The 16,051-nt window shown below is 63.3% G+C and carries 19 protein-coding genes; 11 read left to right on the plus strand and 8 right to left on the minus strand.

The window, feature by feature from the left end:
* Positions 1-47: 47 nt before the first annotated feature.
* A complete protein-coding gene (locus tag OG874_RS44115; protein ID WP_330257671.1) occupies positions 48-716 on the minus strand; it encodes a hypothetical protein in 669 nt (222 codons plus the stop codon).
* A gap of 123 nt (positions 717-839) precedes the next feature.
* Positions 840-1,460, minus strand: coding sequence for a TetR family transcriptional regulator (locus OG874_RS44120; RefSeq protein ID WP_330252954.1), 621 nt, complete (start codon positions 1,458-1,460; stop codon positions 840-842).
* Between the two features lie 256 nt (positions 1,461-1,716).
* Here OG874_RS44120 and OG874_RS44125 point away from each other — a divergent pair, with 256 nt between their 5' ends.
* Genes OG874_RS44125 through OG874_RS44135 form a run of 3 tightly spaced genes read left to right on the plus strand, consistent with a single transcriptional unit; the run spans position 1,717 to position 4,301 of the window.
* Positions 1,717-2,775 carry a ferredoxin reductase gene (locus OG874_RS44125; protein ID WP_330252955.1) on the plus strand — a complete coding sequence of 353 codons (1,059 nt, stop codon included), beginning with the start codon at positions 1,717-1,719 and terminating at the stop codon, positions 2,773-2,775.
* 20 nt (positions 2,776-2,795) lie between these two features.
* Positions 2,796-3,980 carry a fatty acid desaturase family protein gene (locus OG874_RS44130; RefSeq protein ID WP_330252956.1) on the plus strand — a complete coding sequence of 395 codons (1,185 nt, stop codon included), beginning with the start codon at positions 2,796-2,798 and terminating at the stop codon, positions 3,978-3,980.
* Positions 3,981-4,022: 42 nt separating this feature from the next.
* The gene (locus OG874_RS44135; protein WP_330252957.1) at positions 4,023-4,301 is read left to right on the plus strand and encodes a hypothetical protein; all 279 of its coding nucleotides are present in this window, start codon (positions 4,023-4,025) and stop codon (positions 4,299-4,301) included.
* Here OG874_RS44135 and OG874_RS44140 read toward each other — a convergent pair whose 3' ends face one another.
* Positions 4,302-4,838, minus strand: coding sequence for a DUF4254 domain-containing protein (locus OG874_RS44140; protein WP_330252958.1), 537 nt, complete (start codon positions 4,836-4,838; stop codon positions 4,302-4,304).
* 438 nt (positions 4,839-5,276) lie between these two features.
* Here OG874_RS44140 and OG874_RS44145 point away from each other — a divergent pair, with 438 nt between their 5' ends.
* Positions 5,277-5,555, plus strand: a complete 279-nt coding sequence (locus OG874_RS44145) for a hypothetical protein (protein ID WP_330252959.1) — start codon at positions 5,277-5,279, stop codon at positions 5,553-5,555.
* 469 nt (positions 5,556-6,024) lie between these two features.
* Here the strand turns inward: OG874_RS44145 and OG874_RS44150 are convergent, their stop codons facing one another.
* Positions 6,025-7,197: an epoxide hydrolase family protein gene (locus OG874_RS44150; protein ID WP_330252960.1), complete on the minus strand. Its 1,173-nt coding sequence runs from the start codon at positions 7,195-7,197 to the stop codon at positions 6,025-6,027.
* A 103-nt stretch (positions 7,198-7,300) separates the two neighbouring features.
* On the opposite strand from OG874_RS44150, the gene OG874_RS44155 reads away from it, so the two are divergent.
* Entirely contained in the window at positions 7,301-7,876 is a 576-nt protein-coding gene (locus OG874_RS44155) for a CGNR zinc finger domain-containing protein (protein ID WP_330252961.1), read from the plus strand.
* 670 nt (positions 7,877-8,546) lie between these two features.
* Here OG874_RS44155 and OG874_RS44160 read toward each other — a convergent pair.
* Positions 8,547-9,401 carry an MBL fold metallo-hydrolase gene (locus OG874_RS44160; protein ID WP_330252962.1) on the minus strand — a complete coding sequence of 285 codons (855 nt, stop codon included), beginning with the start codon at positions 9,399-9,401 and terminating at the stop codon, positions 8,547-8,549.
* A gap of 75 nt (positions 9,402-9,476) precedes the next feature.
* Positions 9,477-10,091, minus strand: a complete 615-nt coding sequence (locus OG874_RS44165; protein ID WP_330252963.1) for a nuclear transport factor 2 family protein — start codon at positions 10,089-10,091, stop codon at positions 9,477-9,479.
* Between the two features lie 171 nt (positions 10,092-10,262).
* Between OG874_RS44165 and OG874_RS44170 the strand changes: the two genes are divergently transcribed.
* Positions 10,263-10,685, plus strand: a complete 423-nt coding sequence (locus tag OG874_RS44170; protein ID WP_330252964.1) for a winged helix-turn-helix transcriptional regulator — start codon at positions 10,263-10,265, stop codon at positions 10,683-10,685.
* A gap of 66 nt (positions 10,686-10,751) precedes the next feature.
* On the opposite strand, the gene OG874_RS44175 is transcribed toward OG874_RS44170, so the two are convergent.
* On the minus strand, positions 10,752-11,840 hold the full coding sequence (locus OG874_RS44175) for a GlxA family transcriptional regulator (RefSeq protein WP_330252965.1): 1,089 nt from the start codon (positions 11,838-11,840) through the stop codon (positions 10,752-10,754).
* Positions 11,841-11,934: 94 nt separating this feature from the next.
* Between OG874_RS44175 and OG874_RS44180 the strand changes: the two genes are divergently transcribed.
* The 3 genes from OG874_RS44180 to OG874_RS44190 all read left to right on the plus strand — a co-directional run bounded on the left by OG874_RS44180 (position 11,935) and on the right by OG874_RS44190 (position 13,537).
* Positions 11,935-12,336, plus strand: coding sequence for a YybH family protein (locus tag OG874_RS44180; protein WP_330252966.1), 402 nt, complete (start codon positions 11,935-11,937; stop codon positions 12,334-12,336).
* Positions 12,337-12,419: 83 nt separating this feature from the next.
* Complete coding sequence (locus tag OG874_RS44185) at positions 12,420-13,100, plus strand: HD domain-containing protein (protein ID WP_330252967.1); 681 nt, start codon at positions 12,420-12,422, stop codon at positions 13,098-13,100.
* A 242-nt stretch (positions 13,101-13,342) separates the two neighbouring features.
* Positions 13,343-13,537, plus strand: coding sequence for a hypothetical protein (locus tag OG874_RS44190; protein WP_330252968.1), 195 nt, complete (start codon positions 13,343-13,345; stop codon positions 13,535-13,537).
* Positions 13,538-13,945: 408 nt separating this feature from the next.
* Here the strand turns inward: OG874_RS44190 and OG874_RS44195 are convergent, their stop codons facing one another.
* On the minus strand, positions 13,946-14,257 hold the full coding sequence (locus tag OG874_RS44195; protein ID WP_330252969.1) for a hypothetical protein: 312 nt from the start codon (positions 14,255-14,257) through the stop codon (positions 13,946-13,948).
* 456 nt (positions 14,258-14,713) lie between these two features.
* Here OG874_RS44195 and OG874_RS44200 point away from each other — a divergent pair, with 456 nt between their 5' ends.
* Together OG874_RS44200 and OG874_RS44205 are read left to right on the plus strand one after the other, a co-directional pair.
* Complete coding sequence (locus tag OG874_RS44200) at positions 14,714-15,667, plus strand: helix-turn-helix domain-containing protein (RefSeq protein WP_330252970.1); 954 nt, start codon at positions 14,714-14,716, stop codon at positions 15,665-15,667.
* On the plus strand, positions 15,657-15,863 hold the full coding sequence (locus OG874_RS44205) for a DUF397 domain-containing protein (protein ID WP_330252971.1): 207 nt from the start codon (positions 15,657-15,659) through the stop codon (positions 15,861-15,863). The genes OG874_RS44200 and OG874_RS44205 overlap by 11 nt, the downstream gene beginning before the upstream one ends.
* The last annotated feature ends 188 nt before the right edge of the window (positions 15,864-16,051 follow it).

Here is a 16,051-nt window from a genome sequence, read left to right on the forward strand (position 1 = left end):
GGCGCGGGCTCGTCGGGCTGGGGCATGGTCCTGTTCGTGGGCCCGGCCTACTCTCGGCTTCGACGGGGTGATACGTGTTGACCAGTGGCGAGGATGAACACACTGATCACCAACACCCACGCCGGGAAGACCAGAGTTACCCAGAAACTGAAGCTGAAGACCAGCAGCAAGGCCAGGGCGAGCAGGTAGGTGGTCACCACCAGCCATCGTGGCATCAGGCCGGTGCGCAACCAGATCGTGCCGAGCGAAATCATGAACACCCCGGCCATGCGCAACACGTAGACGTTGTTGATCTGCAGCATCACCTCACGGCCGAAGTAGACGATCTCGCCCTGGGAAGCGTCCGAGTGCCGGGAGATGGCAAGGATACCGCCCGCTATCCCCGTCGAGGCGAAAATCATGGCCAGGAACAGCAGCCCGCTGCCCAGGAATACCGTCGAGAAGAAGCGGTCCTCGAGATCTCCGAGCTGGTCGCGGACCACGCCGATGAACCACAGGAACGCGATGCCCGCGAAGGGCATCAGCACCAAGGCGACGGAGATTCGTGATCCGCTGCGTCCCACCCACGCGGTCTCCGAGAAGGGGTCGTCGGGGAGCGCGGTGTGCACCAGCGCGAGGGTGGACGAGAAGAGCGCGGCGAAGACGATGCCGGCGACCGCCGCCGCACGCGGCGTCCTGAGCTGGTGGAACTGCATCCCGCTCTGCGTATCGGCCATAAACAAATCTAATGCGAACTCGCCTTTCGCCATTGCCGAATCAGCCGAGTCGGTGATCCATCGGCTGTTCAGCAGGAGCCGCGTGGACGCTCCGTGCTGGCGCTCGAGCCGGAGGCCGGCTGGCTAGCGGTCCTTCGAGGGCCGCCAGGCGCTCATGCCGAGGGCGATGAGGCGGACCTGGCGGATGGTGCGGTCGATGATGGCGGGGTGGTCGCGGGGGGTGGCGGCGACGTAGTCGGCGATGCAGTCGGCGACGGTGGAGACGATCAGGTCGGCGGCCAGTTCGAGGTCCTCGGGAGGCCAGGAGTCCAATTCGGGAATGCGGGACAGGTCGACGACCAGTTCGCGGACGATCAGTTGGAGTTCGAGGGCGATGGCCTGCTGTAGGGCCGCCGAGCCGCCGCGGCGTTCGCGGGTGATGAAGCCGAACAGTTCGCGTTTGGTGGCGACCTGCTCGAAGACGAAGCGCACGGTTTCCGAGAGCCGGGCGTCGGGGGTGCGGCGCAATTGCCGCAGGGCCAGGCGCAACGCGCGGATACCCTCGTCGACCAGGGCCGCGCCGAGATCGTCGAGTGAGGCGAAGTGGCGGTAGAACGCGGTCGGCACGATGCCCGCGGAACGGGCGATTTCACGCAGGCTCAGCGCACCGAAGCCGCGCTCGGCGGCGAGCGCAAGCGTGCCGTCGAGCAGGGCCTGCCGGGTGCGCTCCTTGCGTTCCATCCGGGTAGCTGCGGGCTCGCTCATCGCAGTGAGCATACATCCGTTCACCATTCGTCCATTCCATGGATGTAGTTCGGGTCACATCAATTGCTGGTTGACAGTGGACCCGGTCCATCAGTCACACTTGTTGAGTGTACAGGCGTGCACTGAAATCTTCGCCGAAGAAGATCGGGCGCACGCCACCGTCGGACAAGCAGCGGCACCCAGCGGCGTGAGCCCCTGGTCCGGAGGCGGCCGTCACGCAGGACCCGCGCACGCCGCACATTGAACGGAGAACCTCATGGTGGGACTCATCGATCTGGTGCAAACCCTGACCACCCCGCACCCACTCGACCGCTACCTGGAACTCGTCCGCCCCACGCTGACGGCCCGGGAACTGCGCGCGGAGATCACCCATGTCCGCCGCTCGGTACCCGGATCGGTGACGCTCACCCTGCGTCCGACCCGGCAGTGGCGCGGCCACGCCGCCGGGCAATACGTGCAGATCGGGGTCGTGATCGACGGCATCCGCCACATCCGGTGCTACTCGCCGGTGAACCCGGAGGGCCGCCGGGACCGCCATATCCAACTGACCGTCAAGGCGCATCCGGGCGGACTGGTATCGCAGTACCTGTACCGCAACGCCGTGCCCGGCATGGTCGTCAGCCTCGAACCCGCCGCCGGCGTCTTCCGGCTGCCCGAGCCGCGCCCCGAACGGGTGCTACTGATCAGCGGCGGCAGCGGTATCACACCGGTGCTGTCCATGCTGCGCACGCTGGCGGAGGAGGGCTATCCGGGCGAGCTCGCCTTCCTGCACTACGCGAAATCGCCCGAGGCGGTGCCACATCGCGCGGAGCTGGAGGTGATCGCGCAGGCCAACAAGAACTTCCGCATCGAGATGCGCCATCCCGGCGACGGCTCCGGTTATTTCGATTACGACCAGCTCGAACGCGTCGCACCATGGTTCGCCGACGGCGAGACCTACGTCTGCGGGCCGCAGGGCCTGATGGCCGCGGTGCGCAAGATCTTCGAGGCCGAGCAGCTGAGCGATCGGCTGCATGCCGAGGAGTTCACCCTGGCCACCACGCCCGTCGACGCGGACGAGGCATTCGGCACGGTCAGCTTCTCGGCCAGCGGGAAGAACGCCGAAAACAACGGCGCCGTCCTATTGGAGCAGGCCGAGGCCGCCGGTCTGACACCGGAGTACGGCTGCCGCATGGGTATCTGCTTCTCCTGCACCGCGGTTCGGCGCACCGGCTGCACCCGCAACGTGCGCACCGGCGAAACCAATAGCGATCCGGACCAGCCCATCCAGCTCTGCATCAACGCGCCCGTCGGCGACGTCGAGATCGATATCTGAAAAGCTAAGGGGACCAAGCAATGACAATTTTGACCGAAACGAAAGACGGCCCGCTCGTACTGAGCCCGGACCAGGTCGAGGAACTCGGCCGCGCCCTCGACGACCTGCGCGCCCGCATCGTCGCCGATCTCGGCGACAGCGATCGCGAATACATCTACTCGATCATCAAGGCACAGCGCGGTTTCGAGATCGCCGGTCGCAGCCTGATGTACCTGGGCTTCCTGCCGCCGTTCTGGTTGGCCGCGGTCGCCGCGCTGAGTGTGTCGAAGATCCTGGACAATATGGAGATCGGCCACAACGTGATGCACGGCCAGTACGACTGGATGCGTGAGCGCGGCCTGAATTCCCGTGAGTTCGAATGGGATACGGTTTGCCCGGCGGACCAGTGGAAGCATTCGCACAACTACCTGCACCACACATACACCAACATCCACGGCATGGACCGCGATATCGGCTACGGCATCCTGCGCATGGACGAGAGCCAGAAGTGGAATCCGCTGCGCCTGGGCCAGCCGCTCTACGCCTTCGGGCTGATGGTGCTGTTCGAATGGGGCGTGATGGGCCATGACCTGGAGGTGGAGAACATCATTCGGGGCAAGCGCTCCTGGTCCGATATCAAGAAGCTGGTAAAGGGCCAGTGGCGCAAGGCCGGTCGGCAGGTCCTCAAGGACTACGTCGTGTTCCCGGCGCTGACCGGTCCGCTGTTCGTCAGCACGCTCGCCGGAAACGTCACCGCGAACCTGGTGCGCAACCTGTGGGCCTTCTCCATCATCTTCTGCGGCCACTTCCCCACCGGCGTACAGACGTTCACCGAAGCGGAGACCGCGGAGGAGACCCGCGGCGAGTGGTACGTCCGCCAGATGCTCGGCTCGGCAAATATCACTGGCAGCAAGCTGTTCCACATCATGTCCGGTAATTTGTCGCATCAGATCGAACATCACCTGTTCCCGGACCTGCCCGCGAACCGCTATCCGCAGCTGGCGCCGGAGGTACGGGAACTGTGTGAGAAGTACGGTTTGCCGTACAACACCGGTTCGCTGGGTCAGCAAGTCGGCTCGGTCTGGATGAAGATTTTCAAGCTCGCGCTGCCGCCGTTCTTAGTAGGGAAGGAGTCCACGCCCGGTGTTATCGTGATGCGACAGCAGGTCGTTTCGAGCGACCTGCAAGCAGTCGCTAGCGGAAACACAACCGAAGTGGGCGTGTGAATGATCGGGAAATTCGAAAGTAACAAGGATCTAATTCAGGAATTGACTTCCTCGGGCGCGCGGCATGTCGGAAATATTGCGAGCATCATTACCGGCACCGTCGCGGAGGTCACTCGGGAGATCGGTGAGTGGATCACCGACGCCATCGAGATGAACGAGGCCGCGGAGGCCGCCCGTAAGGATGCCGCGGTGCAGCGGGTGGATGACGATCTCGACTATGTCGCGGACGAGGCCGATGTCTCTTATGACGCAGAGGTCGAGCCCGCGACGGAGTTCGTCGAGGCCGAGGTGGTCGAGCCGGAGGCAGAGCGCCCCCGGTGATCACCACACCGGCAGCCTGCGCCGGTGCTCGGCGACATCGGTGATCAGATCCCGGTACCCGTCGGCCAGCTCGGCCAACCGGCTCCACTGCAGCTGGGCGTCATCGTCCAGCTGCAGTGGATGCGGCGGGTCCACGGGTGCCGACATTCCCAATGCGCGTTGTGCCGCAACCCATTTCGATGCCATTCGATCGATGACGGCGCCGAGGGTCTCGGTGTGCAGTGAGGCGCCGGCGCGGTGCTGCACATTCGTGGCGACCCAGCTGTCGATGCAGTGGATCAGCTCCGTGCGGTGCAGATCGAGATCGTCGACGAGTTGCAGGCACTGCGCGACACCCGCGCTCGAGGTGTTCGGCGCATGCGCCGCCTGCAGCGCGTTGTGCCTGCGTTCATGGCATTCGACCAGTTCCCGCGCCACACTGAGGACGCGGTGTCGGTGTCGATTCGGATCGTCGGGCTCACGAAATGCGCGCAATAGCGCTATTGCCGATGGCAGCTCGTCGGTTCCGATACGGTCTGCGGCGTATTCGGTAGGCATGATGCACGCCCCTGCGGTGACGATTGGTGTGTCTGGATACGCCAGGGCCGAGGGGGATTTCGGGGAGGGGCACCCCTCGGCTCCGGCGCAGTCCCGCGGTCGGACGCCAACCCCCATAATCCACCAGCACGGCAAAGTAACCGGGAAATCCGCGACGATGCGATGAGGAAGACACCCGAGAAAATCGGGACACTTTCAGGAAAGCGCGATAGTCGGAACGATGCAATAGAATGGTGTAGAAACAGATAAGCTGCCGGGAAATCGTTATGATCCGTTACGGATCGGTCACATGGGCATCAACCTTCATGCCGTTCTGGAATCTCTGAGCGCATGGGCAGCAACCACTTCCGGCGAGGCGCACGCGCGCGGTCGTTCGATGGACTAGCCTGGATCTTTGTGCCCGCCTATGTGTCTTCGCCCGAGTTGACATTCGGGTTCATGTTCGCGCTGGAAGACCCCGAGCGAATCGCCGAGGTCGTGCGCACACTCATCCTCCGCAAGACGGTGTCGGTATTCCGGCTCGCGCGGCTGTCCGACGATGACGGGCCGCCCGAACGCTATGTCGTGAACTGGGCGGTGATTCCGCAGATTTCGATCACCACCAGCGCACCGGATCCGGACGAGTTGGAAGCCGGCCAGATCATGCTGGTGAACGCCTTCCTCGGTGAGGAGGGCGAGGTGAGCCTGTACTCGGCCCAGGGGCAGACGCCGAGCTAACTCCCCGTTTGGAACGGCAGCTCTTCACAGTCTGCTATCAGTTGACGATCAGTGATCTATCAGAGCGGACCGGCAGGGTGGCTGATATCGGCAACCCCAGAAGGATTGTCGGCGAATTGAATCCAACGTGGAGGTTGTTTCATGATTCCGGTCATCATCGATACTGGTAGCGCCGCTCTGTCCGGCCTGCTCAACACCGGTAGCGTTGCTGCCGCAGGCATTTTCAACACCCTGTTCACCGGGTCCTTCGGCGGATAAGGCTCGCAAGGAACAACTTTCGGACCGCGGTGCTCGACCCTGATAAGGCACCTGATGTCAGACGAAGATCGTATTATTTGCTCCCCCAACAGATTTCGTCACTTCTGACCTGCGTCACTTCGGGCTGATGTTGCACCAGATGCAACAAAATTTCGCCGTCCTGCATCCTCAGATCCTCGGACTAATTTCGAGTCCCGGCACCCAGCCGCGTTCACCGATTAGCGGCCAGCACTGCCGCGAGGCCTTCTTGCAGGTCCTTGACGAAATACTCGGGAACCTCCAGCGACGGGAAATGTCCGCCGGTTTCGGGCGAACTCCATCGGACGATCTGTCGGTACCGCTCCTGTGCCCAGGGGCGCGGATACTTCTCGATGTCGCGGGGATACATGCTGATTGCTGACGGGACGTCGACCCGAAGTTCGGGGTCGAGCGAGTTGTGGCTTTCGTAGTAAATGCGGGCCGACGATGCGCCGGTCCGCGTCAGCCAGTACAGGGTGACGTCGTCAAGAACGCTGTCTCTGGAAATCGTCTCGAACGGGCTATCTTCGGTATCTGTCCACTCAGCGAACTTGTCAAGGATCCAGGCAAGAAGCCCGACCGGTGAGTCGACGAGCGAGTAGCCGATGGTCTGCGGTCGGGTCGCTTGCTGCTTCGCGTACGCCGCGCGGTGGCGCCAGAAATCGCGGGTTTCCTCGGTCCACTTGCGCTCGACCGCCGTCAGCCCGTCCGTTGTCAACCCGGGCGGCGCCTCCGCGAACGTTGTGCGGATGCCGAGAACGTGCGCCGGGAACCTGCCGCCGAGAACCGTGGTGATATTACCTCCCCAGTCGCCGCCGTGGGCTGCGAACTTGCTGTAGCCGAGCCTTCCCATCAGTTCCACCCATGCGGCCGCGATCTTTTCGGTTCCCCACCCGGTGGTGGCCGGCTTGTCGCTGTAACCAAAGCCTGGTAGCGATGGAACCACGACGTGGAACGCTGGCGCGTCTGCATCTTTCGGATCTGCCAGCTCGTCTACTACATCGATGAACTCAGCAATGCTGCCTGGCCAGCCGTGCGTCAAGATCAGAGGAGTGGCATCTGCGCGCGCGGATCGGCGGTGTAGGAAGTGGATTCCCAGATCATCAATGGTCGTGCGGAACTGGCCGATTCGGTTAAGGCGCTCTTCGAACGACCGCCAGTTGTACCCGGTGCGCCAGTAGTTCACGACATCGACGAGGTCGGCGAGAGGAACGCCCTGTTCCCATCGGCGAGGGTCGGGCGCGGCGCGATAGACCGTCTCAGCCTCCGGCAGCCGCGCCGCGGCCAGTCGCGCGCGCAGATCGTCGAGGTCAGCGTCTGTTGCGTGGGCTTCGAATGCTTGCACGTCGCTGGTTGGACGGGGCATGAGACCTCCTGGCCATCGGGGAACCGGCTACGACCTATCGCGAACTGGCTAAGACGGTTCTAACATGTCTTCATGCCAGCGTGCAACCAGCTAAGGTGGTTCCATGCGTGCCGAGTTCCCTGACTTTCGCCTCGGTAACGTGCTAGCGACCAGCTTCACGGCGACTCTGACGGAGCGTCATGGCGACGCTGTGGAGCGCATTCCCACGCCGCAGCGACTCGTCGACTGGCTGGCAGTGAACGGCCTTGCCGTGGAGTCGTGCACCACTGCCCAGCTCGAACTCGCTCGGGAACTGAGGGAATCAATTCACGCCGCCGCGACAGCGGCCGCGATCCAAGACGCTCTCCCTGCGTCTGCTGTCCAAGTCATCAATGACTGCAGCATTCAGGGTCGGGCGGCGGCTATCCTGACGCCCGAGGGCAATCGGCAATGGCGACTTAGCTCGGCTTCCTGCGTAGAAGATGCCCTAGGCGTAATCGCCGCCGACGCGATCAGCATCATCGCAGGCGAACGAGACGGAAAATTGGCCTTGTGTGCATCGCCAACCTGCCAAGCCGCCTTTTTCGACACCAGTCAAAGTCGCACCCGCAAATGGTGTGACATGAACACGTGCGGGAATCGTCAGAAGAAGGCGCGCTTCAATGCCAACCAGCGCAAAAACCCCAGATCAGCGGAGTGATCGTTACCTTCGATACATCGAGGTGGGCCCCATGTCTGCGACACATCTGTCGCGTTGGGTGTACCCCAACGGCATCACGCCAACCCTGCGCGCGGTGGAGCAGGTCCGAACAGATCATGGATATTGGGGATTATCCATGATTTATGCGTAATGCGCTGTCTGACAGTACTATTCGGGCAGAATTACGTCACCGTGACGCATTGGCTTCTGCGCGGCCCGGCCGCACCGCGCGGCAGAGGATAGTTCAGCGGACTACGGACATGGTCGCCAACGCTGCGGTCCGCACCGACTCGACTCGAACTCTCATGTTTTCCAGTCTCGGCGGCAAGACATGACGTGAGCGTGCCGGACGGGCACCGGACGATTTCGCCGGGGCGTTGTCCGCACCATCAACAAGGCCGTTGCGTCTTGCGATTGCCAGAAGGAGGAACAGTGAGCAAGGCGATCAAACACAAGGTCCACACAAGCCGCGTCGGGAAGTGGTGGGAGATCACCATTCCGGACGTGTACGGACAAGATCCATGCGGGCAGGCAGGTGCGACACCTCACCGACGTTGGCTATGAAGCGCGCACCAGTTCACAGGCCCGATCAGTCCGGCTCGTACTGCCTCGTACGGCCGAGATCTGCATGTCTTGGCACACTGTCGGCACACTGAAAGCTGCCGATGACCTACGCGTCCATGAGCGTGGTGGCCGTGAGCCACACGACCGCCCGGTTGAGGCGTTCGGAATGAAGGGAGCACATGGCATCGAAGAATTCGATTTGGCTCGTTGCCTCCTTCAGGAGCCGGTCCGCGTCACGGATATACTGCCGCGTTTCCTCGATTGTGGCCGGACTGTCCGGAAGTGCCTTGTTCTTGTGCCCGCTGACGACGTGGCGCGGTGTGAGGCGTGCGACCGCATCGAGCGCATGGAGCCACTTTTCCCGTCCGCCATCCGCAGATTCGGAGAGGTAGGCGTGCACACCGTTGTATACGACATCGCCAGCGACGACGAGCCCGATCGAGGGAACGTGAAGTACGGTGGTGCCGTCGGTATCGCTGTGCCCGACTTCGACGGAGCGCAGAGTGTTGCCCTCCAGCAGGAACCCTTGTGGTGGGACGGGCCGTGCGAGCACGGGAGTCGGCGGGATTTGGCCGGGGAACAGGTTGTCCCACCGTTCCTTTCTGAATTCGGCAGAACCCTCCTGCCGCATGAGACGGATGCTGTCCTCGCCAGCGAGCACTACGGCGCCAGGGAAGCGCTCGACCAGAGGGCCGGAGCCGAACCAATGATCACCGTGCCCATGCGTGATGTAGATGTGTTCAAGGTGCTTGCCCGACTGTTCGACCCAGTCACCCACCTTCTGGGCCTGCTCGATCGTCAGCGGGGGATCGACCAGTACTGCGTTGTTCTCCCCATAGATCAGCGTGGTCGACATTGGCGACCAGGAGAACAGCTCTCCGTTGGGGATGGGATCCGTGACGCTTGTGGGGATCGGATCGGAAATGAAGACTTCGTACGCCAAATCGGCCTGGGAGACCATCTCTACTACGCCCCTTTTCTGTGTGGTGGTTGCCTGGTGGCACCTCGAGGGGAACGGACAGCTCTGCCGCCCCTCTCACCTCGGGACCATGACGTCCCAGTGCTCGACGGCTCGCCCGTCCGCAACCCGGAACAGGTCGTGGAACACGAAGTCGGCACCCGCGAAGACGCCCACCGAGCGGACGTAGGCGAAATTTCCCTCGGCAACGACGTTCAGCACGTCGGAGTACCTGAGGGACTGTCCGGACTTCGCCAACTCACCCAGTGCTGCGGCCAGTCCGCTGATGCCGTCGGCAAAGCGGGGATTGTGCTGGATGTAGGACTCGCCCGCCAAGTAGTGGTCCAGGTCGGAGAAGTCGTTGTCGACCAGAATCGTGCGCACCGTCTCTTCCGCCACCCTGCGCGTGGCGTCCGTGTCGGCCGCGGCGTTGATGACGGCGACGCCGTCGACCTGGGTGTGACCGTTGGCGGTCGTTTCCACGATCGACTCCTGGTCACCCCAGTGGTCGGCGATCTTTCCGTCCGCGATCTGCCAGAGATCGAAGGCTGCAGCCTGGCCGCCGGGGAACGTGGCGGTGGCGTGAGTCACGACGAAGTCTCCCTGTGCCAGCACGCGGTGCACCTGGTTCTTGCACCCAGTGGTGTCGTCGATGGCCGCGAGGACGACCTGTTTGTTGGCTTCGTTGCTCATGACGTTCGCCTCTTGTCGTTCAAAAGCGGGGTTTGACTGTAGTAGGGCCGCACCGGACCCCGTTGAGGGCGGCGGCTCGACCGGCGAAGTGAGTACAAAAAATGTACTGACTGCTGACGCTAGGCTAGCACAGTGAGTACTGAATTTGTACCGACACCTCGTGTCTGTTCTGTGACTGACGCGATAGCTGTCGTCGGGGAACGCCATTCGCTGCCGATCGTGCGCGAGCTGCTGTACGGCAATCGGCGTTTCTCCGAGATTGCCGACTCCGTCGGGCTTTCCCGGACGCTGCTGTCCGCACGGCTGCGTCGGCTGGAGACGGCCGGCGTCGTGGAACGGCAGCGTTACAGCGAGCATCCGCCGCGCGACGAATACGTCCTCACGGAGGCGGGCCAGGCCCTGCTCCCCGTGCTCGCCGCCCTCAAGGAGTGGGGCGACACGTACTGCCGGGATGGCATCGCCACAGCGGAGTTCCAGCACCGATGTGGCGCCCTCCTGCATACCCGAGCGGACTGCGCCGCGTGCGGCGAGGAGATCCGCTTCCAGGACCTGACCGTGGCGGGAGGCACACACCCGCCGGAGATACGAACCTGAGCCGCCCCGGGTCTCGTACACTCCGGCCCGGAACCTCGCACCATCCGCTGATATTTCCGAAGGCGATCACGCCCAGTGTCCCAGAGGGACTGTCGGAACGTCGATCCGTACACGCCCGCGCACCCGCCGAGTCCATGTGGGGTCCGCGATGATTGGCCGCACGACTGGGTCGGCATCCTGTATCGGCGTCAGACCGGGTGGGTGTGTGGCCCGGAAATTCGCTCGGTAGCTCAGGGGTGGCACACCGGTCTGGCGTACGAAGTGGGGGCGCATGGCGGTGGCGTTCGCGAATCCCGCATGGCGAGCAACGATTTCGACGGTGGTGTCCGTAGTTTCGAGAAGCTCGCGGGCATAGCGTACTCGCGCATTGAGCAGCCATTGCAGCGGCGTGGTCCCGATCTGGGATCGGAAGTGCCGGTTGAGGCTTCGCACGCTGAGTGCAGCGTGGTCGGCGATGTCGGCGAGGGTCAGGGGGCGGTGCAGGTTGGCGTTCATCCATTGCAAGGTGTCGCCGAGCATAACGTCGGTGTCGGGCGGGGCAGGGTGGGTGATGAACTGTGCCTGCCCGCCCTGGCGCTGGGGCGGCATGACGGTGTGGCGTGCGGTATCAGTGGCGACTGCGGCGCCGAGATCGCGGCGTACCAGATGGAGGCATAGGTCGAGTCCGGCAGCCACGCCCGCGGACGTGCACACCGTGCCGTCCTCGATGTAGAGCACCGTCGGATCGACATCGACCTGTGGGTATCGCTTCGCCAATGTGTCGGCGTGCTCCCAATGCGTGGCGGCACGGCGGCCGTCGAGCAGCCCAGCGGCAGCCAAGATGAAGGCGCCGGTACACACCGACGCGATGCGTGCGCCGCGCGCGTGCGCCGCGCGCAATGCGTCCAGCACCTTCGGCGGCGGATCGGCGTGTGTGGGCGCACGGCCGGGGACGACGATGGTGTGTGCGTCGGCGAGCGTGGCCAGATCCCAGTCGGTGCGCAAATCGAGTGCGCCGAAAAGGGAATCGGTGCGCGCCCGACGTCCGGGCGCGACGATACGAACTTCATAGGTGGGTACTGCCGTGAGGAGGTTGGCGGTGCCGAACACCTGGCCGGGGACTGCGAGTTCGAAGCCGACCACCTCGTCGAGCGCGAGAACTGCGACGATCTTCATGGCCAGATCATAGCGGTATTAGTCTTTCTAGCCACTTTCGGGGTGCGTTCGATCCCACCAGAATCGGGGGTGCCGAACGGAATGGAGTCTTCACATGACAGGTCAACCCACCGCGAACAGTGCGGCCCCCGCCAAGTTCGCTGAAACGCCGCAACGGCTCGCGGAGCTTTTCGTCGAACGTCTGGCTGCCGGTGACCTCGACGGCTTGGTCGAGCTTTATGAAGCAGGGGCATTGTTCGCGCCGAACCCGGCGACGGAGGTCAGTGGCAGTGCCGCGATCCGCGAGCAGCTGGTCGGCTACGTGAGTGGCGGTGCTCGGATCACCCTCGATCTGCGCAGGATCGCAGTGATCGAGGACATCGCGCTGATGTCGAGCGACGCCACGGTGGTCGGTTTCGGTGAGCAGCCGCTGGTCACGACGACCACGGAGGTTGCACGCCGCCAGCAGGACGGTCGATGGCTCTACGCAGTCGACCACCCGTTCTTCAATCACTGACCTTGGCGGAACTCGGCGGTACTGTCGCCTATCGAAACGGTGGCGACACGGGTTCGGCCAGCTGCTCCTTGGAAAGGAAAATCATGACCACCGACGCTAACGCGCGATCGGAATTCAGCGTGCCGACGACGGAGTTGGCTGTCGCCGCCGATGAACTGGCCCGATCGGTGTCACCGGAGTTCATCTACAACCACGCTATGCGCGGCTACTTGTTCGGGCGTGAGGTCGCGGCAGCGATGGGTATGCGGGCCGGTGTCGACTACGACGACGAACTCGTGTTCCTGGCGTCCATCTTGCACGACCTGGGCGCGACCGAGCACGCCAACGGCAACCAGCGCTTCGAGGTGGATGGCGCCGATGCCGCCGCTGAGTTCCTTACCAGCCTGGGTCTGGACCAAGATCGTGTGAAGCTGGTGTGGAATGCCATTGCACTGCACACCAGCGACGGTCTGTGTCACCGCTTTGGGCCCACGGAAGCAGTGACCCAGATGGGGATCGGAGTCGACATCATCGGGCGGTTCCGGGACAAGCTCTCACCGGAATTCGCGGACCGGGTGCACGCGGCATATCCACGCTACAACCTGGGGTATGCCCTGTCCGAGACGATTGCCAACCAGGTGCACGCGAACCCCGCGAAGATGGCATCGCCGATGAGCTTCCCCGCGCACGTGTATCAGCTGCAATACCCGGACCACGCCGCCAGGGTCACCTGGCACGACATTCTGGACGCGTCAGGGTGGGCCGATAAGCCGATAGCGCGCTGACCGCTGGTGACGGTGTCGCGATGATATTGCGACACCGTCCGGTCATCGCACCTCGCCGAGTCCTCGGCGAACCTGTGGAACAATCGCACTGAAAGTGTCTTTCCGATCCGGCCTTGATTGTGGTGTGGTAACTCCAATCATCCCAGGTCAGAAGGCACTTTCTTCATTTCGACAACCTCGATGTTCCGCTGTCTCAGGTCGAATCAGAACTTGTTGTGGATGATTTCGGCGATGCTCACGACGTGCAAGTGCGAGCGGCGCGCATCGCCGAACTGAAGGCGGACATCGAGCGAGTGTCGGAACAGCTCGCGCAGGAGCAGCGCGCGCTCGTGAAAGACCTACGGCGCGAGGATGTTCCGGAATCCGACGTCGCGTCGCTCATCGGTGTGAGTCGGCAACGGGTCGGCCAGCTGGCTCAGTCTCCGAAGATGGCCTGAACATCACGTTGGCCGCCAGTGCGTAGCTCAGGGCGGACTGGTATTTGTGACAGCGACCGCGAAATCTTCCCTGGCGCTCCGGACTGTCTCAGGAGCGCCGTCAGCCGTGCCGGCATAGCCCCGCCGATCACCGGGGTCGCACCCACGTTGTCCTCTGTTCTCTCGGTCTCGGTGACCCGCGCAACCTGGAGACAACTGGTGGTGTGGGCTCAAGTGGGTTCGTCGTAGTCTGCCGGCCAGCCGTCTTCGCCCACTTCGGATAGGGAACCGTCCGCGCGTTCGAAAGCATGACGCTATCCACTGGGGCGAGTTCGAGTTTGAACCAAGTGTCTTCATGGAAGGCGGCGAGTAGTGCTTGCACCGATGGTGCGATGTCGCCTCGCTGGGGCTGGATCTCGGACATCCGCCTCACGCTTCCAACGGGTTGGGCAGATTCTTTGGGCTGAGCACAGCTCCCCAATAGTCGTGCTGGACGGCGTCCCACAGATCGGAGTCCCTGGGGAGCAGTTCCCTGGCATCGGCAAGGTCCGGGGACGCGTCGAACAGAATCGTTCCCGGCTGCGCACCCGGAAGCGGCGTGCGTGACGGCAGCCGATGGGCGGTGAACGACTCGCAGGGGAACTGCACCCGCAGAATGCGGGCGGAACTCCGGACCAGCTGCCAAACCGCGACCTTGCGGCCGTCTCGGGTTTGCGTGGTCCGCAACGCATCCCGCCGCATCACGCGACACCTCCGTTGGCACGCCCGATGCCGGGGGAATCGCCACCCCGGCACCGGGACGTTTCTGCGGGCTGATCTGCCCATTCCTGGATGGCATCGGCGAATCGCTCGACCACATCAGCCGGAGCGCCGCTGTAGATAGCTGGTGGCCCGACGAACGGGTCTCGCTGTGGAAGCTCTCCGCTCGGCATCTGCCGACCTCCCGGACCTCGACGACTGTTAGGTGCGCCCGGCCCCGACAACCCCTGGATATCCTCGGGTGGATGCGGACTGCCTGAGGGGCAAGCTGGCCGTTCTCCCTGCCGGGCGCACATCGAGCACACACTGTGCGATCGTCGAGGACGCCCGAAATTGGATGATCCATTGCAAGTCGTCAGAATTCCCTGCGCGAGGTCCGGCGACTGCGGCACGATCATCCGAGAACCGATCCACCGTCATCCAGCCAGGAGGCTCGTGTTGTCCACAAACGACTCAGCGACGACAGGCGAACGGAAATCCAAGGCGCGGTCCAAGCAGCCCGCCAAGCCGACCGCAGAAGTCGGCTCGACCGTTCCCCGGCGGCAGCTCGGCCGACATCTGCGGGAGCTTCGCCAACAGACCGGGATGTCGATCGCCGAGGTCGCCAAACTGATCGAACGCGGGGCGACCACTCTCCAGCGGCTCGAAGCGGGTACCGCTGATCGCATCCGCTTGTGGGATATCGAGGCGCTGTGCCGGGTGCTGGGTGCCGACGAGACGACCACCGACGCGCTGAAGGGACTCGCGCAGCAGGGCAATACCGAGAGTTGGTGGCATGAATACGGGGATCTGATCCCGAAGGACTTCGATGTGTACATCGGCCTGGAATCGGCGGCGAGCAAGCTCACGTCGTTTCAGGAACTCGTCCCGGGACTGTTTCAAACCCCCGGCTACGCCGAGACCCTGATCCGTGCGGTGTTCCCTGAGGAGCCATCCTCTGAAATCACTCGCAGGGTGGAGATGAGGATGCACCGCCAAAGACTCATCACGCGAAAGGGGCGGCCCGCTGCCGTCGATGTCATCCTGGATGAATCAGTCCTGCGCCGAATGGTCGGAAGTCCGCGAATCATGGCCGACCAGCTGCGCCACCTGGCCGATCTCAGCACAAAGCCCAACATCACCGTGCGGGTCTTGCCCTACGTTGCTGGTGTTCCGTTGGGGGACCTGACCGGCCCGTTCACCATCGTCGACTTCGCCCCGGACGCCAAAGGCAAGCATGAACCATCGGTGGTCTACGTCGAGAACTTCACGGGTGCCATGTACCTCGAGGGCCTGGGAAGTGTCAGTCGATATCGTGCGGCCCACGAGACCATAGGTCGGGTAGCGTTGGGTGCGCAGCCAAGTAGGGACCTGCTTCGCAGGGCAGCAAGGGAGTATGAGCGTGAGCGTTGACCTGTCCGGGGCTCGGTGGTTCAAGAGCAGCTTTAGCGGGGGCAGCCAGGACTGTGTGGAGGTCGCCTTCCTTTATGACGGCCACGTCGGCGTGCGGGACTCCAAGAACCCGACCGGTCCCGCGCTGATGTTCACGCCTGGCGAGTGGGAAGCCTTCACGGCTGGTGTAGCCGATGGAGAGTTCAACCGCCCGTAAGGCCTATCGCCCCCAGAACCGAAGCGGCCCCCACATGGGGGCCGCTTTTTCGTGTCCGCGAGGAAATCGCCTTGGGCGGCACAGCGTTTGCGCACCTTTTCGTTGGCATGTCGGTATCTGAACGTGGTGTGAGCGGATGTTCAGTACGGGACAATCGGGACATTCCTCACTTGTTCGAGGCATCGAAG

It is taken from the genome of Nocardia sp. NBC_00565, assembly GCF_036345915.1.
GTDB lineage: Bacteria > Actinomycetota > Actinomycetes > Mycobacteriales > Mycobacteriaceae > Nocardia.